Consider the following 25,746-nt stretch of genomic DNA (forward strand, 5'->3'; position numbering starts at 1 on the left):
TGCACCACCGCCGGACGACAGGCGTGCTCCCGTGACACTTCCGGAGATCCCGCCGTTCGCTGCACGTCCACCTGCGTGGCCACTTTCACCGGCGCAGACCTGCGGCGACGACAGCCGTGACGAACCCGCGATGTGCCGGGTGATCCGCGGAATCCCGTCGAAGTGGATCTTTCGGGTCTCCCACGCCGACGAGTGCCTCAGAGCGGCGTGGTCGCGGTGACCAGCCCCTGGTGGACGAGCACGTCGAACCAGCCGCGCAGGCTGCCCCCGGATATGAAGTAGGACGCGTCGCTGGCAGGGTCGTAGCTGGGGCCGACCGCGCGGAGGACGGCGGGGCCCCGAAGCCAGCTCCGCACGGCCGGCGGGGCGGGCGCTCGCAGGTCGAGCAGGTAGTCGGCCGGCGCGGCGGCCGGCGCGAGCGCGGTGTCGGTGAGCTGCGCGGCCGGCGGCGGGACGGCGTACCGCTGCAGCGGGTAGCCCGCGTTGACCTCCCCGTGGTCGAAGGTCATGGCGACCGACAGGTACCGGTCGCCGTAGCGGCGCCGCAGGATGCCGCCGGCGCTCGTCTGCGTCGAGGGCGGGAACGGCGGATAGGAGATGGTCAGCGGGTCACCGCAGGCGCTGTGAACGTTCGAGGCCCAGTAGATCGAGCGTCCGCCGGTGTACCCGCGCCAGAAGGCGACGGTGTCGGCCATGTAGCGGTCCCGGACGGCCACGGCGGAGGTGGCGTGGTACTCGTGGAAGCCGACGATCGCCTCGGCGTGCCGCGGGGCGAGCCGTCGCCCGGGGTCGGCGGGAAGGCTGGCGACGAGGTCACGCGCCGCGCGGGCGTGGTCGATGTAGGGCTTCTTGTCCGGCTGGCCGCGGTACCACGCGATGTGCGGGCCGATGGCGCCGGCCGGCCGGATCACGTCGTAGTGGGCGCTGAGGTCGGCGAGGCGGCGCGGCGCGCGGCGGGCCACGTGGTCGGTGACAGCGTCGTAGGCGAGGGCGCGGACCGAGACGACGTCGGCGCCGGCGAACCGCACCGGGTCGGTGGGATGGCGTTCGTTGTACTCCCGCATCCAGACGAGCAGGTCGAGAATCTCCCGGCACTGCCACGGTGTGCCGGCGTCGGCGAGCAGATCGCGCGGGTCGCCCCGGCCGTGACGGAGGAACTCGTCGATCTGGATTCCCTTGGTCCAGTCCTCCTCCAGCACCACCGACCGGAAGCCCGCCCGCTCGACCAGGAACCGCACCAGGCGGTGCTTGAGTCCGAGCTGTTCGTGCGCGCCGTGGGTGGACTCCCCGAGCCCGACGACCGCGACGTCACCGATCATCGTGCGCAGCGGCTCGAGGTCGACGGGCGCGGCGTCGGGCACGGTGCTGGCGATGCCGTGCGCGTGACCGCTGATCCACCTGGGGACGGGATCCGGCATGGCGGTCGGCTCGGCCGCGACCGCCGGCCGGGACACACCCGCGACGCCGAGTCCCAGGGCGCCACCGCCCACCGCCCGGAGCAGGCTTCGGCGGGACGTGCCGTATGAGTTCGGTTCGGTCGGCACCGGCGTTCTCAACGGACGGGTGGCGACGGGACGACGGCAGCACACGGTGAGGGCACGGCGACTCCTCGATCAATAGACACACGTGAACCATATACGAGTGTCTATTATTTTCAAGCTGTTAGTATTCGCTGGTGTCCGAGGACTGCGACGAACCGAACCAGAGCCAGGGAGGAGTCGCCTTCCTGCTCGCACAGCTCGGCGCACACGCGGCCGCACGCTTCGCCGACCGCGTCGCCGAACTCGACCTGACACCGGCGCAGGCCGGGCTGCTGCGCATGATCGCGGTGTCACCCGGGCTCAGCCAGCAGACCTATGCGGCTCGGCTGGGCACCCCGCCCAGCCGCTTCGTCGTGCTCGTCGACACCCTGCAGGGGCGGAACCTGGTGGAACGGCGCCGCGGCAGCCCCGACCGGCGGTCCTACGCACTGCATCTCACCGGCGACGGCGAACGCCTCATGGGTGAAATGGGTGCGGTGGGCATGGCACACGAGGGCGACCTGTGCGCCGCGCTGACCGCCTCCGAGCGTTCGGCCCTGCGCGGCATGCTCGCCCGCATCGCCGAGCAGCAGGGCCTGACCCCTGGGGTTCATCCCGGCTACCGGCGCCCCGCCGGCTGACACCCTCCCGCCGTGTCTCCGCGAATCCTGATCAGGAAACGAGTTGGTCCACGGTGACTCCCATGGCTTCGTAGGTCGCGGTAGCTCGCTGGTCGAGACTCATCAGGGTCGCCTGGTGTTCGGCCGCGGTGAAGGCGATCAGGGCGTCGTAGGCCGGGCCGCCCAGGATCTGGCTGGCCGCCAGTACAGCCAGGAGTTCCTGGTAGCCCGTCTCCGACAGGGTGAGGAACGGATCAGTGAACCGCTCGGTGATGAACGTGTGCACGGTTGACGGCTGCGCCCGGTGCGGAGGCGGAAGGCGGGTCAGGACCGAGTAGGACTCGATCGCCGCGTGTGCGATCAGGCGCGGATGGCAGGCCATGGCCTTGCGCGCGACGGCATGGTGCTCGTGCCAGCTGGCGAAGCAGGCCACGACCACGCTGGTGTCGACAGCCTTCATCGCCGGGTTCGCTCCAGCGTGGCGCGTACCAGATCAGCGGTCAGCACCGGCATGTCCGCCTCTGCGATGGCGACCACGCCGTCACCCTCGTCCACCAGCGTCATCGGTGTCGGCACCGGAACGATCTCGAGCCGCCCGTCTCGCTCGGCGATCTCCAGCGGCTGACCCGCCGTGAGCCCGAGAGCATCACGCAGCGCCTTGGGGATGACGACACGCCCCGCAGCGTCAATGGCAGTGCGCATGCCAGAAATCTACCATCGACTGCCCTGAAAGGCTTTCTCCACAGCCAGGGTCAGGACCACGACCAGAGTCGACATCCACGATCACCCGCGCGGTGGCGCCGAAGACGACAGTCCGCCCATCAGCCGTCGCGGCCGCACGGGGCTCGTGATTCGATTCTGGTGACACAGGACGCGAGAACAGAGCGACCAGGCCGACGAAAAGTCGCGTGCGCCGCGAGACGCTAGGCCGCCGGGCGACCGGTAGCCCCGGGCAGTGCGGCCGGTGGTCCGAACAGCTGTCCCTGTCCGAAGCGGCATCCGTGGCGCGCCAGTGAACGTGCCTGCTGCCGGCTCTGGACGCCGGTGGCGATGACCGTGAGATCCAGGTCTTCAGCGAAGGCGATCACCGCACGGCGGAGCAGGTCGGCCCGGCCCACGCCGCCAGGGACACGACCGCCGGGCGAGCTGTCGAACATGAGTATCTCGATGGGCAGCTCGTCAAGCGACAGAAGACTGTTGTGGTTGCCGGCGATGCCGTTCAGCGCGAGGCGCAGCCCACGGGCGGCACAGGTACGCAGGCTGTCGGCGGCCTGCTCATCGAGGCGCTCCGTTTCCGACAGCCTGAGGACCAGCGCCTGCACCGGGAGGTCGGACGCGGCCAACGCCGTCTCGATGTCGGCCGGCAGGTCGCGGGTCGGCCGCGCCACCGACACGCTGACGTAGACGGCGACGTTCTTTCCTGTCCGCCTTCGGTAGAGGCCGATGTCGTGGCAGGCACGGTCAAGGATCGCCTGTTCGAGCTGGTGGCTCAGCCCTGCGCCGGCCGCTACCGCGACCGTCCGTTCTCCGGTGAGATGCCCGAGGATCGGGTGACGCCACCGCGCCGAGGCCTGGTAGGCCACCGGGTGACCGTGGGTCAGATCGACGATCGGCTGGTAGAGAACGTCGAGGACGCCACCCGCGGGATCTCCCCGCAGCACCTGGTGCAGTGCACGGTGCGCGGGCAACGAGCCGCTGTGGGCGACGATGCCGGGATCGTAGACGACCAGTCGGTCCTTGCCCCGCTGCTTGGCTGCGTACATGGCGAGATCTGCCTGCTGGAGCAGACTCTCGGAGCTGATCGGAGATCCCGGCTCGGCGACTGCCAGGCCAAGGCTCACCTGGACGGCGTATGGCTGCCCGGCGAGGCGGCACGGCGCACCGACGGCCGCACGCACCCTCCTGCCGGCCGCCTCGGCGTCCACGGTCTCGTCCTCCAGGAGGACCGCGAACTCGTCGCCCCCGAGACGGGCAACCGTGTCTGACGGCGGGACGCAGCCGAGCAGCCGCCGAGCGACCAACCGCAACAGCTCGTCGCCGACGGAATGTCCCTGGGTGTCGTTGACGGTCTTGAAGTCATCAAGATCACAGAAGAGCAGCGACAGCCGGCCGCGGCTCCGCCGAGCGACCGCGTGTTCCAGCCGGTCGCCGAACAGGGCACGGTTCGCCAGCCCGGTCAGGGGATCATGGAGCGCCTGGTGGCGCAGCTGTCGACGGCTCTGCTCAACCCTGTCCAGCAGCCTCATGTTGTCCGCCAAGGTCAGCAGCTGACGGATCAGCACAACGAGCACAAGCAGGAGGACACCGAGTAGCACGCTCGGTCTGACCTGCGTCTGCGTCGCCATCTGGACGGCCACCAGCACGCCCAGGGCGGCCAGCGGAAGGTACGGGAGGAGCAGTCTCGCCCAGCGGGGGCCCTGCCCGGCCTGCCAGCCGGCCCAGCGGGCACGCCACCGGACCAGGCCCCCGGGAGCGGATCCGAGACCAACGGCGGCGGGACGGACAGCACGGTCGGTCCGCGGCCGCGACCGCGGCGGCACGATGCAGGCGAGCCCGATCATCATCGTGCCGACGGTGTTGCTGGCCACCAGTTGCAGGGGCTCCGGCCGGCCGCTCGCGATGAAGTACAGCGACACGTGCAGAAGTACGGTGATGGAACCGAGCCCGCCCCCGAGCAGCGCGAATGATTCCCTGCAGCGGGGTCGCCGGAACACCCCGACGAGCAGAACTGTGATCAGCAGCAGGAAACATCCGAGGCCGAACGCCAGCAGGATTCCGAGCGAGGCCGGCGCCGGTGCCCGCGCGCGCACCAACGGGCCGAAGACGACCACCCAGCCGAGCAGGCTCAGCGAGCCGACGAGAAGCACCGCGTCCAGTACGGTGACGATCTTCCAACGAGTGCCGTGAGTTCCCGCCGGTTCGTCCTCCGGCCTGAGCGGGTCGGCAGGGAAGGCGAGCACCGCGGCGATCGACGCTGGAATGTAAGCCAGATAGGCGGGCTCCGTCCCCGACAGCGGCGGCAAAGGGTTCTGCCCCAGGAACAACGCCCTGACGGATGTGATCAGGAGGCCGATCGCCACGCCGATCCATCCGGTGAGAAGGAGCAGCCTCCAGCGTCGCTCGGCGCCCCTCGCCCGCCGCGTCGACCAGAGCTCGCAGCCACCCTGGAGCCCCATCGCGGCCATGCCGCCGAGGCCGACGGCCAGATCGGCGACGCGCGAAGGCAGGACGAAGGGGGCGAGCAGGGCTACGGACGCGACCACCGCGCACACAACGACGATTCGGCGGAACCTGGCCGCGCCGCAGTTCGGCGCTTCCCGCTCCGGTGCGATACCTCGAGTGAGCTCCGCGTGCGACATCATCCTCTCCGCCTGGGCTCTTCGTCGGCTCCGCCGGCGAGGATCGTGCTGCCAGCCGGACCGGATCACGCCGGCGAGCCCCCGCCACCACCATCTGACTCAAGGTCAGCATATAGATGCGAACAGCAACAACCTCCACGCTAGTGCAGGAGGTAGAAGTCCGCTAATGCGCCGACCACGATCCTTTCGGGCCGGTCAGGCCACCGGATGGTGCACTTTGCACACCGCGAAGGTCCACAGCGGGCCCGGACATCGCCGCCTTGGCCTCGCGGTGCGGCCAAGAACTGTGCGGCACCAGTCTCCAGCCCGGTAGCGGGCCGGTCAGCGTGAACCTCGGAGCGGGGGCCGCGACCGGGCCGAACCCGCGCAGGGCGGCGGCCGTCAGGTCGATCTCGTCCTGCCAGGCTGCCGGGTCCAGGCCGGCGCGCCCGTCGCCCCAGGATGTCCGCTCGCTGCCCGGACCACCGCCGACCGGAACACCACCTACCGGACCACCGCCGGCCGGATCACCGCCGACCGGATCACCGCTGACCAGGGCGGAGGTGTAAAGGCCCAGGCAGGTGCGGACGTGCTCGGTGAAGGCGGTCAGGACCCGGTCCGTGACATGCGCGCGGACATCCCGCTCGTCGGCGCCGCGGTCGACCGCGTCGATGGCCGCCGCGGCGAGTACCGCTGTTCGGACAGCCTGCGCGGTCCCGGAACCACTGAGCGGGTCGAACCGGGCGGCGTGGCCGCCCACCGCGATCCAGCCGGGCCCGCAGGGCGGTTGCCGCAACCGTGGCGCCGCGGGCACCACGACGGCGGCCTCGGGCGGTGCCACGAGCCGGCGTCCCAGCTCCGTCCCGTCCAGGAGCCGGCGCAGCAACGGCACCGGGTCCGCGACCGGCCCAGGCACCATGGCCTGCACCAGCGCCCGCCGCTGTCCGACCGGTGCCAGGAAGATCCAGGCCGGACCGGCGGCCACCAGGTGACTCGCGGCGGCGGACTCGCCCGCCACGAGCCCCACCTCCGCGCTGATCATGTGTCGGCGCCCGATGTGAACCGGACGGCCCCCGGCCGGCCCCGCCGACGGGTGCCCGGCGGCGATCAGCCACTCGGCCGCCGACGGCGCGGGGCCGGCCGCGGTGAGCCGGACCAGGTCCGGATGGGTCTCGGCCAGCCGCCTGCCCAGCCGCTGGGCCAGTTGGGCCCCGTCGACCGCCAGACTCGGCTGTTCGAGGGGCTGGTCGGTGCTGGAGCCACCCCACCTGACGTACCGGCACCGAATCGGCCAGGCGCCGTCGAACAGACCGCTCCCGCCGTCCCAGACCTCCCGCAGCAGGTCGATGGTCAACTCGTTGAGCACCAGCCAACGCGCCGGCGGGGACGTCTCTCCCGGTGCCTGGCTGGTGCCGGATGCCCGCTCGGGGTCACCCGGACGCCATCCGGTGACCAGAACGCGGCGGCCCTGCCCGGCGAGCAGATAGGCGCAGGTCAGGCCCGCCAGCCCGGCCCCGGTGACGACGGTGTCGGTCACCCCTGGGTCCGGGGCGGTGGCGGCTGGGCCGGCGGGGCGATCGTGCCGCCTGCGGCGATCGTGCCGGCACCGGCGGCCTGCAGCTCGGCGAGCAGGGCCTCGTGCGCCGCGCCGTGCTGGAGGACGAGCCTGCGCTCCGGCGCGCCGCCCAGCTCGGCGACGGTCTCCTGGGCGCGGCGGATCCCGGCGGCGTGGTCGGCGACCGGGACGGGCAGGGTGACCGGGACGGGCAGCGCGAAGCGCGGCTGCACACCGCGTGCCGCGAGCAGGTGGTTCGTCTCGTGCAGGCTGAACATCGCCCGGCGGGCCTGTTCGAGCAGTTGACCGCCGGCCCTGTCCCCCAGTGCGAAGGTCGCCTGCAGGGCGTTGAGCAGCAGGGCGTAGTTCTGGTCGCTGAGATCGGCCAGGCCCTCGGTGAGCGCGTCGACCGGGTCCGCTCGCAGCGTGCGCAGGTAGCTCTCCGGTGCGAGCCCGGCGAGGTGGCCCTTGACCAGGCCGAACCGGCGGAAGTGCTCACCCCCCTCGTCGATGATCAGCTTGATGAGGTGGACGAGCCTGTCCCGCTCGGGGAAGAGATCGGGGCGCGCGTCGATCGTGGTCAGCAGCTGGACGTACATCCCGTCGACGCCCGAGGCCGTTCCCTGGCTCGGCCGCTCGACCTCGATGAACCAGTCCAGCTGCGCCGGGGTGAGCGGCTCGAGCTGGAACGGCCGGTCGAGCTGGCGGTGGATACGACTGGCCCGCCCGACGTTCGGCGGCTGGCCGAGCATGGCGAGCGCCTCGTTGACCCAGCGCAGGTGCCGCATCTCGTCGACGGCGATGGAGTAGACCTCGGTGGCCGCGGCGTGCACGCGGCGGGTGTGCTCGTCCGCGTCGTCGGGCAGCAGCCGGGGCGCGTCGAGCGAGTAGTGCGCGAACAGGTACTCCACCGAGAGGGCGTGTTCGACGGTGGCCAGGTAGTTCAGCTCGTCGAGCACCTCCTGGCGGGCCAGCTCGCCGGCGGTCGGCCCCGGCGGCGGTGGCGGCGCGACCCCGGCGGTCTCCCGGCCGCCCAGCACGACGGCCAGGTCGTTCCAGGCATGGAGCATCTCGGCGTAGTCCAGCTCCTGCTCCCGCCGCCCCGCCTCGGTCGGCAGATCCGCGGGCGGCGGGACGGCGGTGCGGTCGGCGCGCTGGAAGTTGACGTAGGGAACCTGCCCGTCCGCGCTGGTGACGACGTCGGGTTTGGAGGCCGCCCAGTAGAAGCAGCCGCAGTCCCGGAAGTCGTACTGCCACGGCGCGCACAGGCTGCGGGTCAGCTCGCCGGGCAGGTAGACCTCGGGGTCGATGACACCCTCGGGGTCGAGGTAGCGGGCCCGGTCGGCGACCAGGACCGCCAGCACCGTGCCGTCCGGGTCGCGTTGCACGACACTGCGGTCACCGCGGCGGAACCCGTTGAGCGAGCCGTTCACGACGTCCGCGCCGGGCGAGGAGATCCCGGGCGGCGGGCCGAGCAGGATCGCGATCCGCCCCGGCATGAGGTCGTGCACCAGCCTCCAGACGTCCAGCCCGCCGAGGTTCGCGCAGCTGAACGTCGGGATGTCCGCCTCGGTCTGGTCTACGGTCGTGCGCCCGCAGACGGCCCACAGGTGCAGGGGCAGGTCCGCGTCGGTCAGGCCGCGCTCGGCGGCGATGCCGGTGGCGTCGACGGCGCGCAGCACGGCACCGTCCGGGCGGTGGAACTCGAAGGTCAGCCCGGGGAAGAAGGCCTTGTCCAGGTTGCGCTGGTCGAACTCCAGCCCCGGATAGCAGTTGTCGACGCCGCTCTCGGGACGGGAGGCCGCCGGGTTGCCACGCACGACGTGGTCCGCCCGCGCCGTCAGGTTTCGGGGGAAGATCTTCCCCGCGGGTGGTCCGGTCACGGGTTCCGTCACGTTCCAGCCCCTTCCTCGCGCGCCACGCCTCGTCGGGCGGCGCGTCGGTGTCCGCGCGGCGCACCTGATGGGCGACGCGTCCTGCTCACGCGGCGCACCTGTGTGGTCCGCGCGTCCAGCTCACGCGGCGTCCGTCAGCGGGCGACGGTCGTCGGATCACTGCCGCTGCCGCCATACCCGGGAGACGCCGGCAGTCCCTCGAAGTAGTCGGGGCGCACCGCGGACAGCTCGACGTAGGCCCGCAGGCAGAAGGCGAGCCAGCCGCGGATGTAGTCGCACCCGGGCCGCCCGCGCCGGGCCACCTCGTGGTAGCAGCCGCCCCCGCACAGGTAGCGGGCCCAGCACGACCGGCACGGGCTCATCCGGTCGACGTGGCCGCGGGCCAGATGCTCCGCCCGGGCCGCCTGGTCCGGGCCGGCCGTCACCGAGCCCATCGCGAAGCCGGGGTCGTCGACGAGCCGGTGGCAGGCGAACAGGTCGCCGTTCGCGGCCGCGCTGAGATACCCCGCACCCGCGCCGCACGGGTAGGGTCGGTGGCTGCCCCGGTGAATCTGCGCCATGGCCGTCTCGAAGTTGCCGAACGGGTACCGGCGGCCGGCGGCCAGCTCACGCAACGCCACCTCGCCGCATTCGACCATGTGCGCGAGGAACTCCTCGAACTGCGGCCCGGTGAACTCCAGCGCCGGGTCCGGCGACGCGACGACCGCGGCGAACCCGACCTCGTCGAAGCCGAGGCCGATCACATGGTCCAGGACGTCGAGCAGCCGGCCGCCCGCCGGGGTGACGGTGACCCGCGCGGCGAGATGGCGCGGACGCCCGTGCCGCGCCATCAGGTCGAGCCCGGCACGCACCCGGTCGTAGGCGCTGGCCCCACCGGGCAGCCGGCGCAGCGCGTCGTTGCGGTCCCGGTCGCCGTCGAGGCTCACCGAGACGGCGAAGGGATACCGGGCGAAAAGGCGGGCGTCCGCGGGGCGCAGCTCGGTCAGGTTCGTGGTGAGGGAGAAGCGCGCCCGGCGCCCGGCGGCCTCGGCCGCCCGGGCAGCGTAGGCGGTGACCTCGTGCACGAGGTCCGCGGCGAGCAGCGGCTCGCCACCCATGAACCCCACGACCACGTCGGCGCCCGGCCGCGACTCGGCGAGGAGACGATCGACCGCGGCGAAGGCGACCTCGCGCGGCATCATCCGGGCCGCGCCGCCGAAGCGGCCCTCGTCCGCGTAGCAGTAGGCGCACGACATGTTGCACGCCTGCATGACGTTCAGAGAGAGGGCTGACAGCGGCGGCGGGTCGATCGGGCGGCCGTCGATGCGCCTGGACGCGCCGGGCTCCAGCCCCAGGGCGGCGCGCGCGCCGGGCCCGAGCTCGCTCGCATCATCCGAGTCCAGCCAGGACCGCACCTGCCCCTCGACGTCACCGGGCAGGTCGTAGACCCGGCTGCCGTCCACCACGAACAGGTGTGCCCCGTGCGCGCTGTGGAACAGGCGCGCCTCGGCGGCGGCGCCCGGCACCACGCCCGGGACCGCGCCCGGCACGGGCTGGTCGGCCGGCTCGGAGTGCCCGCCCGGGGTCGGGTCCGGGTCCGGCGGGCGGCGGCCGATCTGCAGCAGGACCGTCACGTGCCCTGCTCGATGTCCCGCCGCAGCGCTGCGCTCCAGGCCCGGAGCAGGTCGTACTGCCGTCGGGTGAGGTGCATGGGATGGCGGTCGGAGCCGCGCATCAGCGCCGGCATGCGGCGGTCGTAGTAGCGCTCGCTGGTCGCCGGCTCGCGCACAACCGTGGGGAGCAGGTCAGGCCGCTCCCGCAGCAGGTCCTCCAACACCTCCAGAGCCAGGAACCTGCGGTGGCGTGCCCGGGCCGCCTCTGTCAGCGGGAACGGATGTTCGGTCAACGGCTCGGCCGCCGGGAATGCCCGGTCCCGGGCCGCTGCCTCCGGTTCCCCCCGGCTGCGCGCGATCGCGAGGTTCTCGAAACGGGCGCGGCCGTTCTGGGCGTCGACGTTCACCGTGGCGACCGTCTCGAGGATCCGCTCGAACAGGTCGCGGACCTCCAGGGTGGTGCGGGCGGCGTCCGCCACGTACGCGGGGTCGCGGACGTCGGCGCGCCGGACCCGGTCGGTCAGGCCGTCCGCGGCCGAGGTGAACGGGCGCTGGTCGGGCACGAAGTCCGGCGGACCGACGACGATGCGTGCCACCGCGCTCAGCTCCGCCGGCTGACCCGGGCCCGCCGGCAGGAGGACCCGCACCGTGCCGTCACAGACGTCGTCGACGAGCCCGAGACCGGCGTTGCCCTCCGCGCCCGCGAACAGCCCGCCCGGGTTGGTCCGCGGGTCGTCTCCGCCCAGCGCGAAGCCGACCCAGGGCGACTGCGGGCTGAGGACGAGCCGGTCCGCGGGCAGGACGTAGTCGCTCGTGCGGTTCGGGAGGTCCGTCGGCCCGTACACGGCGCCGACGGCCGGGGTGAACCGCAGGCGTAGCTCCGGCAGCTCGGCGCTGGGCCTGGTCAGCTGCACACTGCCCAGCGGGACGCGGCTACCGGCGGGCACCAGCGGCGCCGCGGACCCCGCGGGCGAGCGCCCGTCGAGCGCCCGGCGCCCGGTGTCGTCCCCGGCGATGCTCACCGTCGCGACGATCCGGTCGTCGTCGACCTGGGTGTAGTGGTGCGGCTTGAGGTTGGCGACCTCGACCTCCCAGCGCACATCGCCGAGGGCGATGCCGGCGGCGGCGAGGACCTCGGCGGTGATCGGCCCCTCGTGGGTCACGCCGTCGGCCGTCCAGGCGCCGTGCAGTTCGAAGAACGGGCACACCGGGCGGAAGCCGGCGGCGTCCTTGAACGTCACCGTCGCGGGCTGCCGGAGGGTGACCGTCCCGTCCTCGGCGACGTCGAGCGTCTCGGCCGGCTGGACCGTCGTGCGGCCGGTGCCCCGCGACGACAGGTCATTGGGCCCCCAGACGTAGTTGTCACAGGGAGTGGGGGACGGGCCCAGCCGCCCGTAGGCGAGCGGCGGATACAACCACAGCCGGTCGATCACCCGGGTCTCCTGTTCTCCGTTTCCGCGCTTTCCGTTCCCTGCTGCCACGCGCACCCGTTCGGGTGGTCGATGCCGGTGACAGCGGATGATTCCGTGCATACCACACGGGAATCCGATGCCGTCACCGGATTTCGGCCATTCATCGATGTTCCCTGATGTTCCCTGGTGATTCCGATGCCCGCCGACATGGCGTGTCCGTTTCATCCCGAAGGTTCATTCCGCACGTCATCATCCCGCCGGCCACGGCAATCCCGAACTCCGGGCCGGACGACAGTACGGTGGTCTGAAAGCGAGATCGTTCGCGGTCACATGTATCACACCGACGCCGTCGGTCACCACCCCGGGCCGCGCCGCCACGCGGGCGGCTGTCGGCTCCCGGACAATGCGTGGTTCCAGCGGTCGCCAGCCTCTTCCCGTGCGAGGATCAGCCCGCCCCACAGGCGATGTCGACCGGATGAGAGACGCAGGTGCCCGTCGTGTTCGGGCCCCGGCGGTCTCGACGACCTCGCCTCCGCACCAGGCCACGCAGCCGCCAGGAACACGGCCCTGACGGCTTTCTTCGAGCAGGCAATCGTCCGAGCAGGCAATCGTCAGAACCGAACAGTACGTCGGTCGCGGCGACAGCCAGTTCTTCAATCCTGCACGCATCGACCCAGCGCCCCGGCGGCCCGGCGGCCCGGGGAGGTCAAAGGCCGTGACGGTTTTCCCGACAGCCTGCTCGACGGCACACACGGGGCCCAGGGTCACCAGCTGGCCGAACAGCTACCGGGCGGCCTGGTCGGCGACCGCAGGAAGCCACGGGGGGCGTCCGTGACGCCCCATACTCAACAGACCCGAGCGTCGCGCGGCCGAGCCGTCGAGCTCAGAGTGGCAGCGGTCCGGAGTACACCGCGCGCTTGTCTGTCACCCCAACCGGCGACAGCGAGGTACATCGACACCCATCCGGATAGGTTGTTCGCGTGGTAGGCGGTAAAGGGACGAAGCCGGCGCGGCGCGGGACGGCTGTCCTGTCCGCGGCTGCCATCGGCGGGGTGGCGGGGGCGGCTCTCACCGCCCATCGGAGCCGGCGGGCCACCGCTCTGGGCGCACTGGTGGGCGCGGGCGCGCTGGCGGCCGGCGAAGCCGTCGCGCGCGCCCGGCAGCGACCGGGCGAGATTCCCGCACTGTGGCAGCGGATCGCCACCAGCGCGGCACTTGTCGCACCCGCCGGGTGGGCGGCCGGCCGCCTGAGCGGCGCGGGCCCCGTCACGATCGGCGCGGTGACCGGGAGCCTCGGCGGCCTGCTCGGGCTCCGGCCGCAGAAGGTGCTGCTCGGCCCGCCGTTCGGCGCTGCCGTGGGAGCGGTGCTCGCGGCCCGCGACCGCCCGGTGCCGGCTGCCGCCGTCGCCGGCATCACGATGGCCGCATACCGGACCGTGTCGGCGTTGGCGTTCCGGGACGCGCAGGTCGCCCTGCTGGCCGAACGGGTCCCCGCCGAGAGGCTGCCCTTCGTCGTGCCCCGGCAGTCGCGCTCGCGCGTTGTCGGAACCGGCTTCGTCCGAGAGCTGGCCGAAGAGCTCGGCGGTCGCTACGTCGCGGACGCGACCGACGTCGGAATCGTGGCATCCATGGACGATCTGGCCGGCCCGGACGTCGACCCCGCCGCCGTCGACCCGCTCGTCCGGGAGTTCTACGAGCACACCACCCGCTTCTCGCTCGACATCGTGCCACGGTGGCGGCTGTGGGTTCGCCCCGGTTATCTGCTCTACCGCAACCTGTTGGCCCGCCCACTGGGCCAGGCGAACGTGCCGATGAACCAGCGAGAGACCCAGCGGGGCATCCGCAGCCGCATCGACACCATCACCCATGCCGGCACCGGCACCAATTCCGACGTGGTGGCGGTCCGCGGCTGGATTCGCTCGTTCGCCGACACCGACGAACCCATCTACGTCGGCATCTACACCACCTACCGGCATGACGGCCGCGGCTACGTCAGCGTCGGTTTCCCCCTCCCCCAGGCCAGTTTCACCGCCACCCTGCTGCCACGCACCCGGCCCGACGGCGGGCTGACCCTGACCAGCCGCAGCGGCGACCTGGCGCACCCCGGCCACTACCTCACCTACCGCGACCCCGCGGACGGCACCCTCACCGCCCTGGCCGTCCACGGCTTCACCGAACAGCTCGACGTGTACCGGCGGGACGGCGACCTGCGCGCCGACCACGCCTTCGCGCTGTTCGGGATCCCCTTCCTCGTTCTCGACTACCGCATCAGCCGCAAACCGCCCAGACCCGCGTAGGCGACGCGGCCCCGTTGGGCCGGCTCGAGTCCGCGAGCGCGCGGCCGGCAGGTTCCCCGCCTCACCGACGAGCGGAATCCCCCGGCATCCGACAGGCGGGCCGGCAGGCGCGGTGTCAGGATCCGGCTCAGGGGAGTCGGCCCGGTGCTCCCTGCGGCCTGGCGGGTTGCGACCGTCCCGCCGATCAGGGGCGGCCGCAGGATGAACGGGCCACCGGTCGCCGTCGGCCGGATGACGGCCAGCCAGACTCGCGGAGACGGGACTACCGATGACGAGACGGCGGTGACCGGGCGACCGCCCAACGCCGAACAACCCGCCCTGGCGCGCGTCCTGAGCGGACGGATGCTGGTGTTCCTGGTGCTCGGTGACGTCCTCGGATCGGGGATCTACGCGCTCACCGGGCAGATCGCCGCCGACGTCGGCGGGATGATCTGGGCACCGTTCCTGATCGCCTTCACGCTGGCGTTGCTGACCGGGACGTCCTACGCCGAGCTTGCCGGCAAGCACCCCCGGGCGGCCGGCGCGGCGCTCTACGCCGACCGGGCGTTCCGCCGCCCGTATCTCACCTTCATGGTCGGCTTCACCGTACTCGCCGCCGGGATCACCTCCACCGCCACGGCAGCGCGGGCCATCGGGGGCAAATACCTCACGGAGTTCGTGACAGCCCCGGTGGTCGTCGTCGCGGTCGTGTTCCTTCTGCTGACCGCGGTCCTCAACGCACGTGGGATCGAGGAGTCGGCCCGGGTGAACCTCGTGCTCACCGTGATCGAGCTGGCCGGGCTGTTGCTGATCGTCGGGATCGGCGTGTACGCGCTGCTCACCGGAACCGGTGAGCCGGGACGGGCCTTCGAGCTGCGTGCCGAGGGCCCTGCGCCACTCGCCCTGCTCGCCGGCACGACGCTCGCGTTCTACTCGATGCTCGGCTTCGAGAACTCGGTGAACCTGGTCGAGGAGGCCCGACGGCCGCGCCGGGACCTGCCGAGAGCGCTGTTCGGTGGCATGTGCATCGCCGGCATCGTCTATCTGTTCGTCGCCTTCACCAGTGCGACCCTGGTCGATCCCGACGTGCTCGCCGGTTCGAGCGCCCCGCTGCTGGAGGTGCTGAAGGCGTCCGACGTGCCGGTGCCGCCGAAGCTGTTCGCCGCGGTCGCGCTGGTCGCGGTCGCCAACACCGCCCTGATCAACATGGTGATGGCATCCCGCCTCGTCTACGGCATGGCCGCCCAGGGCACGATCCCGGCCGTCTTCGCGCGGGTGCTGCCCGGCCGGCGCACCCCGCCGGTGGCGATCGGCCTCGTGACGGCCCTGGCGGTGGCGCTGGCCTGCACCGGCCAGCTGGCCGGCCTGGCCGACACCACCGTCCTGCTCCTCCTGCTGGTCTTCCTCATCGTCAACATCAGCGCGCTGGTACTGCGCCGCGAGCCCGCCGTGCCGGGCGCCTACCGTGCTCCCACCTGGGCCCCGGCACTCGGCGCGCTGTCCTGCGCGGTACTGGCCACTCCGCTGGTCCACCGTGAAGGCACGGCATACCTGCGTGCCCTGGGCCTGCTCGCGATCGCCGCCCTCCTCGTCGTCACCCAGAAAGTCGTCAACGACAGGTTCCGCGCGTGCGCCGCCCGCCCGCCATCGCTGTGATCGGCGGCCGGCTCCAAACGCGTTCCGGATCACTGTGATCACTGGCGGGCTGCGGCCCGGTCGGCGGTGAGACGCCATGACCGGGCCGCGCGAACCTGCCGAGCCGGACCCCTGCGCGATGGCAGAACTCGGAGGGCGGACTTCGCCAGCTACCAGGCGAAATGCTCGGGGGCCGTCCGGTAGCCCGGGAAAATCTCGTCCAGCCGGGCCAGCGCCTTCTCGTCCAGGCGTACGTCGAGTGCCCGGACGGCGTCGTCGAGGTGCTGCGGGACGCGCGGGCCGACGATCGGCGCCGTGACGGCCGGCTGGTGGAGCAGCCAGGCGAGCGCGACGTCACCAGGCTCGTGACCAAGCTCGGCGGCGAAGTCCTCGTAGGCCTCGATCTGCGGGCGCCTGGCCTCCAGGGCCGTCGCGGCCCGGCCTTCCAGTCGCCGCCTGCCCTCGCGCTCCTTGCGGAGCACGCCGCCGAGGAGCCCGCTCTGCAACGGCGACCACGGGAGGATGCCCACGCCGTAGTGCTGTGCCGCGGGCAGCACCTCCAACTCGACCTCACGGGTGAGCAGGTTGTAGATCGGCTGCTCACTGACCAGGCCGAACGTCCCGCGCCGGGCCGCCGCGCTCTGCGCCTGGGCAATGTGCCAGCCCGCGAAGTTGCTGCTGCCGACGTAGAGAATCTTGCCGGCCGCGACGGCGACGTCGACGGCCTGCCAGATCTCGTCCCACGGGGTGCCGCGGTCCACGTGGTGGAACTGGTAGAGGTCGATGTGGTCGGTCTGCAGGCGGGCCAGGCTCGCGTCCAGGGCGCGGCGGATGTTGAGCGCCGACAGCTTGCCCTCGTTGGGCCACTCCCCCATGGGGCCGTAGACCTTGGTGGCCAGCACCGTGCGCTCCCGGCGCCCACCGCCCTGCGCGAACCAGCGGCCAATGATCGACTCGGTGTGGCCCGGGCCCTCGCCCTGACCTGACACGCCGGCCGAGCGCAGGCCATAGACGTTGGCCGTGTCGAAGAAGTTGATGCCGTACTCGTGCGCCGAATCCATGATCTTGTGAGCATCGGCCTCGTCGGTAAGCGGACCGAAGTTCATCGTGCCGAGACACAGGCGCGAGACAGACAGTCCGGAACGGCCGAGATGAGTGAACTGCATCCTGGGCGAAGTCCTCTCCGATGAGGGATCGCTCGGCGCCAGGCTCAGACGGGCGCCGCGCTGGCCTTTCCAGTCTCCACCTCCACGTGGGCCCCAGGTCAAGCCCAGCACGGCCGTCAGCATCGGTGGCCACGTCAGGAAGGCATTTCCCGCAGCGGTACGCGGCTTGACCCTGCCGCTCCGGAGGAATTGAGTTGGGCCATGGTCAGGACGAGCGTGGCTCAGACCATGTGGCGGCTGTTCGAGCCCGTGCACGCCATCACCTGTTTCGCACCACCCCCAGCCTGGCCGCGTGGGAGGACGCGGGGTTGCGGGAGTACTGGCGCGGCTGTTTCGCCGGCCGGGCGGCGCCCATGGGGCAGGTCGGGGCCGGTCCATCCAGGCCGCCCAGCACCGGCGATCAGGCGGGCGCGGCGGCCTGTCGGGCGACAAGCTCAAGCACTTCACGCAGGGCGCCCCGCACCCGTTCGTCGCCGACGAGCCCATCCGGCCCCACCACATCCCGCCCCACCACGATGCGCACCGGGCTGGGCACTGCGACGACCGCGCCGACGTAACCCAGCACCGTGGCCAGCGCCGCGTCCGCACCACCCCCTCGGCCCTCGGTAGCCACATTGACCCAGGCAACCGGCTTGCCGTACAGCTCACCGCCCCCAACCGTCCAGTCGAGCAGGTTCTTCAGGCTGCCCGGCAACGACCCCGCATATTCCGGCGTGCAGAACAGCACCGCGTCCACCGCGTCGAGGTGCTGCCTCAGTTTCGCCACCGCGGGGTGAACCGGCTCCTGGTCGCCGGGAACGAATGCCGGCAACTGCGCCAGTCCCCGGTAGAGGTCGGCGATGACGCCGTCGGGGGCGACGGCCTGGGCGGTTCGCAACGCGGCCGTATTCGTCGAGCCGCTACGCGTGCTACCGGAAACGAGCAGGATCCTCATCTGAACGCCCACCCGCCACGCCCCTTCGTGCCGCTTGGGACAACACGCTTCCGTACGGCCAACACTCGCACCGAGCCGGTTACACCGGATGGCATCGATCCTGCCCTGTCCGCCGGCGACACGCCCCCCGCGCCTCGTTCCGGCCTCAGGCGCCGCTGGTGTCCCTGCGCCCGAGGTTCTCCCGCGGTTCACCGGCCGCGGACAGGGCTCGGAACGCGACCGCTTTCCGTGATCGCCGTACTGGCCGATCCGTCGGCTACCAGGAACCAGCGACTCAGGAGACCAGGCGGCTCAGGAGACTAGGAACGCAGGGTGGGAACGGTCAGAGCTTGGGCGCGGGCCGCGGTGGCGAGCAGGGCCTGGGCCGTCGACGCGAGGCCCGCGACCATCGCGACGAGGATCCGTGGGTCGTTCTGATCGCCCCAATCGTCGACGGCGGTGTGCGCGTGCGCGGTCGTGAGGTCGACCGTCACCGAACCGGGGCCGTCGCCCTCGCCGTTGCCGAACCCACTCGTCAGAAGGCTTCGCGCGGTGTCGGCGATGCCGCGGGCGACGAAGTCACGGGCCGACGGCCGATCCTCGCCCTCGCCCTCGCCGGCGTTGCCGTAGCGGTCCAGCAGCGAGCCGGCGAGGCCGTGCGGGCGCCGCGGCGACTCACTCGCATCGTCCGGCGGCATGCCACCGTCATCCCCACCGCCGCCGTCCCCACCACCGCCGTCCCCACCACCGTCGTCCCCGCCGCCTCCGTCGTCCCCGCCGCCTCCGTCTCCCTCACCATCGTCGCCACCGCCGCCGCCACCGTTTCCGCCACCACCGGCGTTGTCTCCCCCACCGGCGCCAGCGGTGGAGCTGTCGCTGATCGCCTCGCCGTTCCGGTCGAGAACGGTCGTATGCCGGTAAACGGTGCCGTCCTCGCCTTTCGAGGTGGTCTCGATGGTTGTCTCGCCGGTGGTTTCGTCCTGGGTGACCTTCGTTTCGCTCTCGTTCTTCCCGTCGGTCGAGTAGGAGCTTTTCTGCTCCGATGTGACGTTTCCGTTCACGTCGCGGTGGACGTCGGTGCGGACCGTCGTCGTGGTTCCCGAGTCGCGGTCCTTCCAGGTCGTCTCGGTAGCCGTGTCCGTTCCGCCACCCGGGGACGGCGTGGTGACCGTCTTCGTCGTCCTGTCGACGGTGTGCCCGTCACTGTCGACGTAGGTCTTCGTGTCCGTGTCCTGGCGGACTACCAGGTTCCCCTGGGCATCGCGCTGCTCACGGGACTCGCTGACCGAACCGTCCGGGCGCTCGGTCCGCTCCTTCGTGCCCTTCACACCGTTCGGCGAGACGACGGTGGTACTGGTTCGGACGCTGCCGTCGGGCTGGCGGACCGGACCCGTGGTCGTGACCGTCGGACGGGCGTCGCCCATGGTGACGGCGAGGTCGGGGAAGGCTCCAGGAGCGGTTCTGCCGGCCACGGCCCAGCCGCCCGTCTCGGCCGTCCAGCTCGCCGTCCCGTCCGGGCCGAACGTCGCCGTGCCACGGCCCGTCACCCGTTCGCCGCTTCGACGGGTCCAGCTCGTCTCCGTGTCATGCGGGCCGACCGCACGGGCGACGGTCACGAGCGTCGCCGCCGGCGCGCCCCAGCGGCCCGGAGCCAGCTCGACCTCGGTCTGTGACCAGCCGGAGCCGTCGGTCACTGCCACGCTGACGCCGTGGTGGCTCGTCTCGACGACCGCGTACCGCTGGCCGGTCCCGTCGGTCAGGACGGCCGTCAGGCGGCCGTTCGAGCGCAGTGCCAGCCTCATGCCGTCCGGCTCCCGTTCCCGAAGGGGATCGCGACGACGAGTCGGTCGTCATGGATCGCGGCCACCCGGCCGTCGCGGAGCGTCACGCTGAACGGCGGGGGCTCGGCGCCCGCGGGCGCCTCACGCGGGCCGGCTCCCGCCACCTCACGGACCTCACCCGTCGGCGACCAGACGGTCAGGCCGCCGTCGACGGTGCGCACACCGACCCCGTCCTCGATGCGGAACAGGCTCGCCGCGGGCGCGGGCAGCGCGACGACCTGGGTCGGCAGCAGCCAGCGCTGGATCAGCCGGGCCCCGTCCGGGGCGGCCGGCAGGTCATGCTCGAGCGTGAGCTCGGTGGCGGCATCCGTGACGAGTTCTATCGCCACGGCAGTGCCGTCCGCGGGTGAGAGCGCCGCCAGCCTGCGGTCGTCCGCACCGTCGCGGTGGCCGGTGACGGTGACGGTCGCGCCCCCGGGGATCTCGCTCACGGCCAGCTGCCAGTGCCGCAGAGCGTCCACGCCGTAGGTGAACGGAGGCGGGTCGACGAGCCAGCCGATCCTGATCCGCGGGTCGCGCCAGTCCCGGCCGAACCGGCGACACTGGTCGACGGCCAGGATCTTGACTCGGACAGGGTCCGGGGCGGGAGGCGGAGCGGGGACCGGTCCGGTCCCTATCGGTTTGCCGGACGGCGAGCGCAGGTAGCCCGTCAGGTCGTAGCGGCGGATGCCCGCCGAGGTGTGCAGGAACGCCCGTCCGACGGACCCGGCAGCCGCTGGATTCCCCACGATGGCGATGCGTTGTTCGGGCCGCGCGCTCCACCCGTCGAACTGGAGCTCCCAGCCCTCTGCGGGCAGGACCGTGCTGGAGCGGAACACCGCAACCGGGACGTGCATGACCAAGGTGGCCAGGGCCATCGCGTCGTCGGTGACCCGGACGTTGGGAACCTCGAACGTCTGTTTCCAGCCTCCGCCGTGTTCGCAGGTGACGCCGCCGACCCAGTCGCCCTGCAGCTGTCCCAACGGTTCGGCCGCCGGGGCGAAGGTCGCCCGGTGGTTGATGCCGAACGGGACGCCCAGCTTTCCCGAGACGACGAGGCCGTCAGGCCCGGCCGACGCGGCCTCGATGAGGGCGGTCGGCAGCGGGGCGGGCAGGCCCTGGGTTCCCTCATAGGTCGCCGAAGAGTCGTCGCTCGCGACCTCCCGCAGGTCGCCGCGTGAGTCGCCACCCGTCACCTGGTTGCGCACCCCGTCGGCGATCATCGAGCCGACGAGGCTCAGGCTCAGTGCGGCGAACGCTATCGCGGGGACAGGGTTGACCACCGCCAGCAGGAGGGTGAGCGGGCCGCCCTTGGCCGCCCAGCATCGAAACGAGTCCCAGTCCGACGCGTTCGCGGCTATCACGAGCCGCGTGGTCAGGCTCTTCGCCTCGATATCGGGAACCAGCGCCAGCCGCGCGGTGACGTCGACCGAGAGGTCGACATCACCGAACGGGCCGGAACAGGCCTTGAGCTTCTTGACACCGAATCCGCCGACTACGCCCCAGTCGCCGGTCCCGAAGGGGCCGAGGGGCTGCCAGGTGGCTACCGGCTGCTCCTCGACGGCCATTCCCGCACCGAAGTCCGCGATCGCGGTCTTCAGCGCGGTGAGCAGCTGTTCCCGGAACACCTCGCCAGAGATACGGATGCACCATTCGGCCCCGTCGAGCGCTACCACGCGGTCGGCTGTCGGCGCGGTGAGCTCGCCGGGATCGCCGGTCACGAACCGGATGGTCACGGCCTGGTCGCTGGCGAGCACCGCGGCGCCGACCACCTTGACGCCGGCGGGCACCGGGAAGTCGCGGCGCGCGATGCCCAGCGAGAAGGCCGGCTCCGACGGCGGCCGGCCGGGAATCGCGAGCGCGACGAGGTCGATCCGCAGGTGCTGCAGCGCACCTTCGCCGGGGACGGCAGTCACGGTGAGGGTGGCCGTCCCGGTGGTCTTCGTCATGGCGGCGGGGTCGGCATCCAGCTCGGCGATCGACACATGGCTGATGGTCACGTCCGCCGTCAGGAGGAGGACGCCGAAACGCGCCGGCACGCCCGGCGCGGACGAGACGATGGTCGGCAGGCCCCAGTCGAGCCGGGCGATCAGCCGGTCATGACCGAGCACCGCGAGCGAGCCGGTCGGCAACCCCTCGATCAGCATCAGGCACTGGGCAAGCGCGGAAAACTGGTTTCTTGTGAACTCGGCCTCAATGACGCCCATGCCCGTTTTCCTCATTCCCCGTTGTACGCGCCCGCCCGCCGGAAACACACGAAGGCAGGCCGAAAGAAAGTCCCGTGACACCGCCGCGATGTCGGCCTCAAAATGCCGGCCGGGCACCGACGATACCGCTGGAAAAAGTCGGCGACCCCAGCATTGTCGGTATACCGACCAATGTCAGCGAGTCGCGCCTGGCCGCTGACGGTTGACGGCCCGGCCGGCGGTGACGCGGCACGACCGCGTTGCACGAACCTGCCCAGATGGACCGTGCCGCAATGACTGACCCGGAAGGCGACCTTCGCCGGCTACCACGCGAAGTACTCGGGGGCCGTCCGGTACGGCCTGACGACCGACGAACCGCCCCGCAACGGGTTGTTCCGGATCACGCGGGCATCAGGCCGTGTTCCGGCGGCCGCCTTCTCGCCAACCGCGGGTCAGAGGTCAACAAGTTGTGATGAAACTCGTTCAGCCACACCCCGACCAAAGGAGTCGACCATCGCCACGATCCAGCACGAAGTCGCTGTCGCCCTGCCTCCGCGGGAGGTGTGGGACGTCCTGCGCGACGTGGGAGCTGTGCATCGGCGACTGCTGCCGGGACGGGTGCTGGACGTCCACCTCGACGGGGACGTGAGAACGCTGACCATGCCGGACGGACACCTGGTGCGGGAGCTCATCGTCACCGTTGACGACAGAGCACGCCGGCTCGTCTACGCGGTCATCGAAGGAGCTCGTCCGCCGCTGTGCCACCATCAGGCGTCCTTCCAGGTCCTGCCCGACGGCGATGGGCACAGCAGACTTCGATGGACCACGGACCTCCTCCCCGAAAGCCTGGCGAGCCTGATCGAGGCCCGCACCGGCCACGGCATCAGGGAGATGAAGGAGGTACTCGAACAGTCCGCCGCCACCGCTCTGGACCGTTGACCCCCGAGATCACGCGGGCATCAGACTCGCCGCGACCCTGGCCCCGAGCTCCCAGCACGCCTCACGGCCCGCGGCGTCCACTCTCCGGTGATCGACAGTGGATCTCGCAGACGCTTCCACCGCAGACCGGTGGCGATGGCCTCGACCCCACGGATCACGCCCGTCCGCCTAGATCACATCGCCCGGCGCCACGTCTGACGTGGGCGATCCGGGCGATCCGGGCGTCGTCGCCGATCCCGGCGTCGTCGCCGACGCGGCGGCGTCGAGGGCCTCGGACTCCTCCTGGACGAGCCGCGCGGTCTGAGCCCTGAGGACCTGGATCGTGTTGCGCAGATAGTCGACGATCGCGGCTGTCTGATGCTCGTCATACCGGGTCATGAACGCGCCCATCTCGCGGCCGAGCTCCGCGAAAATGCCGGTCAGGTCGGGTGCCCGCTGCGAGTCCGCGCGGACCAGCACGCGCCGGCGGTCCGCCGGGTCCGGAGTCCGCTGGACGTAGCCGGCGCGTTCGAGACGGTCCACGATTCCGGTCACCGCGCTCGCCCCGACGCCGAGGGCGGGCGCGAGCGCACCGACGGGCATGGGCCCGGTCCGCACGATCACGCCGAGCGCCTTGTGCTCCGCCGCGCCCAGCCCGAGTCTGCGAGCGATCGCCTCGTGGAAGAGCACCACCGCGGTGCTCAGCTCCCATCCCAGTGTGTCGCCGTCCGTCACGGCCCTCGACTCCTCCGGCACGCCTCCAGCATGACCTCCGCGGGCCACCCTTGCGCACGCACCCTAAAATAGTTCATGATCGTGAAAAGTTCACGGGGATGAAAGAATGGGAGCTGGGATGGCAACGGGACTCACGGTGAGTGGTCGCGCGCTGCGTTGGGCCGCACGCTGTTACCGCGACGACGCGGCACTGCTGCTCGCCCTCGCGGCCGCCGCCTCGCTGCAGCGCTTCGGGTCGATCCGGTACGGCGACGAACTGCCCGCGGCGATCGGCCCGGCTGGCGAGGCCCTCACCGGCCTGACCCGTATCGCCGTGATCGCCGTCGCCCTGCGCGCGCTTGCCCGGGAGCCCGAGCTGGCCCCGCTGACACCCCGCGCGCGCCTTGACCTGTTCGGGTCGGCGGCGGGCGCCCGCTGGAGGGTGCTGGTCACGCCCGCCCTGCTGCTCGCCGCCGCTTTCGTGATCTTCGATGTCATCCCGAACGCCGCGATCACCCTGTGGGTCGAGCCAGTTGATCGCCGTGAGCTCATCCAGGCGATCCTGGTGGCTGTGAAGAATCCGACGGTGATCGTCCTGACCATGCTCTGGATGGTCGGCCTGGCTCGCGAGCTCATGACCCAGCACCTTCACGCCGCCGCCCGCTGAAGCTCCCGATCATCGCCACGCTGCCGCGGTTCATCGGCACCGAGCCGAGCGGTGTCGGCTCCGACATCGCGGCGATCTCCGTGGAGATCGTGCCGGTACAGGGGGTTCGCCTGGCTGATGGCGCCGTGCTCTGGGTGGCACAGACCAGCCCGGTCTTCGCGGCGCAGACAACGGCGGGCGGCTTCGCCTACGGCGTCGAGGCTGACGGTGTCAGCACCGTCGCGATCGAGCTGGCTACCGGCCAGAGGCACGGCCTGGGCATCAGGGCGCCCGTTCTCGCCGCCGGCGGCGGGCTGGCCCTCGCCGGCGGAGGAGAAGATCAGTGGATCGGGTAGTTGGACGACTTGTCCAGACCTAGTTCGGGGAAGACGCCGAGGTAGATGGACTCCTGGATGCCGTAGCCGACGGCGTCCCCGTCACGGACCTCGACCGGGAGGTCGCGGAACTGGCCGAGCCGGGGCAGTTCGGCGAGCACGTCGGGCAGGTACTCGCCGTCGGTGTGGTAATCGCCGCGCCACGCGGCCTGGTGGCCGTCCTTCCATCTGCCGTACTGGCCGGTGCGCAGGTAGAACCCGGCTGGGCCGAGCGGCCGAACCTCCACCGCCTTCTTCGCACCGTCGGGCATCGTGAAGGTGTAGGTCGCCCCCTCGAAGCGCCGAGTGGTCGACTCGAAGGTGATGTCGACGTGCAGGTCGCGCAGCTCGGTCTGCCGTACGTCGCCCTTGCCGTCTTCCTCGTTGAGATGCGCGGACATGTACTGCCAGTGGTCGGTCTGGTAAAGGAAGTGCATCAGCTCGTACTTCGAGCCATCAGGGCGGAGCAGCAGGGCCGGCCCCCAGAGGGTGCGCATCGTCCTGGTCCGGTTGAGCGAGGGCTGAAGATCGGGCGGCGGCGCGCCGACGGCGCTGCCCCGCATGCCCCAGCTGTGGTCCCGGGCGCCGAACCAGCCGTCGTCCACAATGTGCCTTTCGCCGTCCACTTCGACCCAGCCAGAGAGCCGCCCGCACTGGTGGTAGCGGACCACGTTCTGGGCGATCCGGTTCCCCGAGCGCAGCAGGCTGCGCTTCTCGAAGAACGGGGACAGTTCGCCCTCGAACAGGATGTCGAAGGAGATCGGCTGGGTGTCGTTGGCATCGAGCCGGAACCGCACCGCCTTCAGCGGGTCCACGACCTCGTAGCGGATCGGGCCAACGCCCAGATCCTGCAACCCGAGGTCGAGCCGCCGGCTGGCCCGGACGGTCCACTGCTCACGACCCCGGGAGACGCCGGCGAAGCCGTCGAACACGTTCCGGTTGTGGTATTTTCCGACGCCGAACGCCACAGAGATGCTGCCGTCCTTGCGGGCGAACGCACCCCAGATCTTCTGGGTCCAGCCGAAGTCCGACTCCACCACCGTGGCGAAGGTGTCGGCGATCTGGTGGTCGAGGAACTCGTCCGCGGGTGTCAGCTTCCCGATGTCGTCAATGGACACGTTGCACGGCCCTTCCTTGTCTTCCGTCTGGGGTACCTGCCGCCTGGG

Annotated in this window: 20 protein-coding genes; 6 read left to right on the top strand and 14 right to left on the bottom strand. The window is 71.4% G+C overall.

Translation table 11 applies throughout. The features are described from left to right. Positions 1–197: 197 nt before the first annotated feature. The gene (locus AWX74_RS00630; protein ID WP_091270450.1) at positions 198–1,544 is read right to left on the bottom strand and encodes an erythromycin esterase family protein; all 1,347 of its coding nucleotides are present in this window, start codon (positions 1,542–1,544) and stop codon (positions 198–200) included. A 131-nt stretch (positions 1,545–1,675) separates the two neighbouring features. On the opposite strand from AWX74_RS00630, the gene AWX74_RS00635 reads away from it, so the two are divergent. Then, positions 1,676–2,161 carry a MarR family winged helix-turn-helix transcriptional regulator gene (locus tag AWX74_RS00635; RefSeq protein WP_091270453.1) on the top strand — a complete coding sequence of 162 codons (486 nt, stop codon included), beginning with the start codon at positions 1,676–1,678 and terminating at the stop codon, positions 2,159–2,161. A 31-nt stretch (positions 2,162–2,192) separates the two neighbouring features. Here AWX74_RS00635 and AWX74_RS00640 read toward each other — a convergent pair whose 3' ends face one another. The 7 genes from AWX74_RS00640 to AWX74_RS00670 all read right to left on the bottom strand — a co-directional run bounded on the left by AWX74_RS00640 (position 2,193) and on the right by AWX74_RS00670 (position 11,953). After that, on the bottom strand, positions 2,193–2,600 hold the full coding sequence (locus AWX74_RS00640) for a type II toxin-antitoxin system VapC family toxin (RefSeq protein ID WP_091270455.1): 408 nt from the start codon (positions 2,598–2,600) through the stop codon (positions 2,193–2,195). After that, the gene (locus AWX74_RS00645; RefSeq protein ID WP_091270457.1) at positions 2,597–2,842 is read right to left on the bottom strand and encodes an AbrB/MazE/SpoVT family DNA-binding domain-containing protein; all 246 of its coding nucleotides are present in this window, start codon (positions 2,840–2,842) and stop codon (positions 2,597–2,599) included. The genes AWX74_RS00640 and AWX74_RS00645 overlap by 4 nt, the downstream gene beginning before the upstream one ends. Before the next feature lie 221 nt (positions 2,843–3,063). After that, positions 3,064–5,403: a diguanylate cyclase domain-containing protein gene (locus AWX74_RS00650; protein ID WP_242666005.1), complete on the bottom strand. Its 2,340-nt coding sequence runs from the start codon at positions 5,401–5,403 to the stop codon at positions 3,064–3,066. 259 nt (positions 5,404–5,662) lie between these two features. Continuing rightward, the gene (locus AWX74_RS00655; RefSeq protein WP_091270462.1) at positions 5,663–7,015 is read right to left on the bottom strand and encodes an FAD-binding protein; all 1,353 of its coding nucleotides are present in this window, start codon (positions 7,013–7,015) and stop codon (positions 5,663–5,665) included. After that, positions 7,012–8,928, bottom strand: a complete 1,917-nt coding sequence (locus AWX74_RS00660) for a ferritin-like domain-containing protein (RefSeq protein ID WP_091270464.1) — start codon at positions 8,926–8,928, stop codon at positions 7,012–7,014. Before AWX74_RS00660 ends, AWX74_RS00655 begins: the two co-directional genes overlap by 4 nt. 134 nt (positions 8,929–9,062) lie before the next feature. Then, positions 9,063–10,541, bottom strand: a complete 1,479-nt coding sequence (locus AWX74_RS00665) for a radical SAM/SPASM domain-containing protein (protein WP_207550227.1) — start codon at positions 10,539–10,541, stop codon at positions 9,063–9,065. Beyond that, a complete protein-coding gene (locus AWX74_RS00670) occupies positions 10,538–11,953 on the bottom strand; it encodes a hypothetical protein (RefSeq protein ID WP_091270466.1) in 1,416 nt (471 codons plus the stop codon). The genes AWX74_RS00665 and AWX74_RS00670 overlap by 4 nt, the downstream gene beginning before the upstream one ends. Before the next feature lie 959 nt (positions 11,954–12,912). Between AWX74_RS00670 and AWX74_RS00675 the strand changes: the two genes are divergently transcribed. Both AWX74_RS00675 and AWX74_RS00680 read left to right on the top strand, forming a co-directional pair. Then, a complete protein-coding gene (locus tag AWX74_RS00675; RefSeq protein ID WP_091270469.1) occupies positions 12,913–14,229 on the top strand; it encodes a hypothetical protein in 1,317 nt (438 codons plus the stop codon). A gap of 282 nt (positions 14,230–14,511) precedes the next feature. Next, positions 14,512–15,864, top strand: a complete 1,353-nt coding sequence (locus tag AWX74_RS00680) for an APC family permease (RefSeq protein WP_207550229.1) — start codon at positions 14,512–14,514, stop codon at positions 15,862–15,864. A 149-nt stretch (positions 15,865–16,013) separates the two neighbouring features. Here the strand turns inward: AWX74_RS00680 and AWX74_RS00685 are convergent, their stop codons facing one another. The 4 genes from AWX74_RS00685 to AWX74_RS00700 form a co-directional block, all read right to left on the bottom strand. Continuing rightward, complete coding sequence (locus AWX74_RS00685) at positions 16,014–17,009, bottom strand: aldo/keto reductase (RefSeq protein WP_091270471.1); 996 nt, start codon at positions 17,007–17,009, stop codon at positions 16,014–16,016. A 400-nt stretch (positions 17,010–17,409) separates the two neighbouring features. After that, the gene (locus AWX74_RS00690; RefSeq protein WP_091270474.1) at positions 17,410–17,943 is read right to left on the bottom strand and encodes an NADPH-dependent FMN reductase; all 534 of its coding nucleotides are present in this window, start codon (positions 17,941–17,943) and stop codon (positions 17,410–17,412) included. Positions 17,944–18,242: 299 nt separating this feature from the next. Beyond that, positions 18,243–19,724: a hypothetical protein gene (locus tag AWX74_RS39790; RefSeq protein WP_091270477.1), complete on the bottom strand. Its 1,482-nt coding sequence runs from the start codon at positions 19,722–19,724 to the stop codon at positions 18,243–18,245. Further along, on the bottom strand, positions 19,721–21,949 hold the full coding sequence (locus AWX74_RS00700; protein WP_091270479.1) for a hypothetical protein: 2,229 nt from the start codon (positions 21,947–21,949) through the stop codon (positions 19,721–19,723). The genes AWX74_RS39790 and AWX74_RS00700 overlap by 4 nt, the downstream gene beginning before the upstream one ends. A gap of 369 nt (positions 21,950–22,318) precedes the next feature. Between AWX74_RS00700 and AWX74_RS00705 the strand changes: the two genes are divergently transcribed. Beyond that, positions 22,319–22,867 (top strand): SRPBCC family protein, encoded by a 549-nt coding sequence (locus tag AWX74_RS00705; RefSeq protein ID WP_226930733.1) that lies wholly within the window; start codon positions 22,319–22,321, stop codon positions 22,865–22,867. A 168-nt stretch (positions 22,868–23,035) separates the two neighbouring features. Here AWX74_RS00705 and AWX74_RS00715 read toward each other — a convergent pair whose 3' ends face one another. After that, on the bottom strand, positions 23,036–23,581 hold the full coding sequence (locus AWX74_RS00715; RefSeq protein ID WP_091270481.1) for a MarR family winged helix-turn-helix transcriptional regulator: 546 nt from the start codon (positions 23,579–23,581) through the stop codon (positions 23,036–23,038). A 118-nt stretch (positions 23,582–23,699) separates the two neighbouring features. Between AWX74_RS00715 and AWX74_RS00720 the strand changes: the two genes are divergently transcribed. Both AWX74_RS00720 and AWX74_RS00725 read left to right on the top strand, forming a co-directional pair. Further along, positions 23,700–24,227 carry a hypothetical protein gene (locus AWX74_RS00720; protein WP_091270484.1) on the top strand — a complete coding sequence of 176 codons (528 nt, stop codon included), beginning with the start codon at positions 23,700–23,702 and terminating at the stop codon, positions 24,225–24,227. 89 nt (positions 24,228–24,316) lie between these two features. Continuing rightward, entirely contained in the window at positions 24,317–24,562 is a 246-nt protein-coding gene (locus AWX74_RS00725) for a hypothetical protein (protein ID WP_131799376.1), read from the top strand. Here the strand turns inward: AWX74_RS00725 and AWX74_RS00730 are convergent. Further along, positions 24,547–25,698, bottom strand: coding sequence for an Rv3169 family protein (locus AWX74_RS00730; protein ID WP_091270488.1), 1,152 nt, complete (start codon positions 25,696–25,698; stop codon positions 24,547–24,549). The genes AWX74_RS00725 and AWX74_RS00730 overlap by 16 nt on opposite strands. Positions 25,699–25,746 lie beyond the last annotated feature (48 nt).

Source organism: Parafrankia irregularis (genome assembly GCF_001536285.1).
Classification (GTDB): Bacteria; Actinomycetota; Actinomycetes; order Frankiales; family Frankiaceae; genus Parafrankia; species Parafrankia irregularis.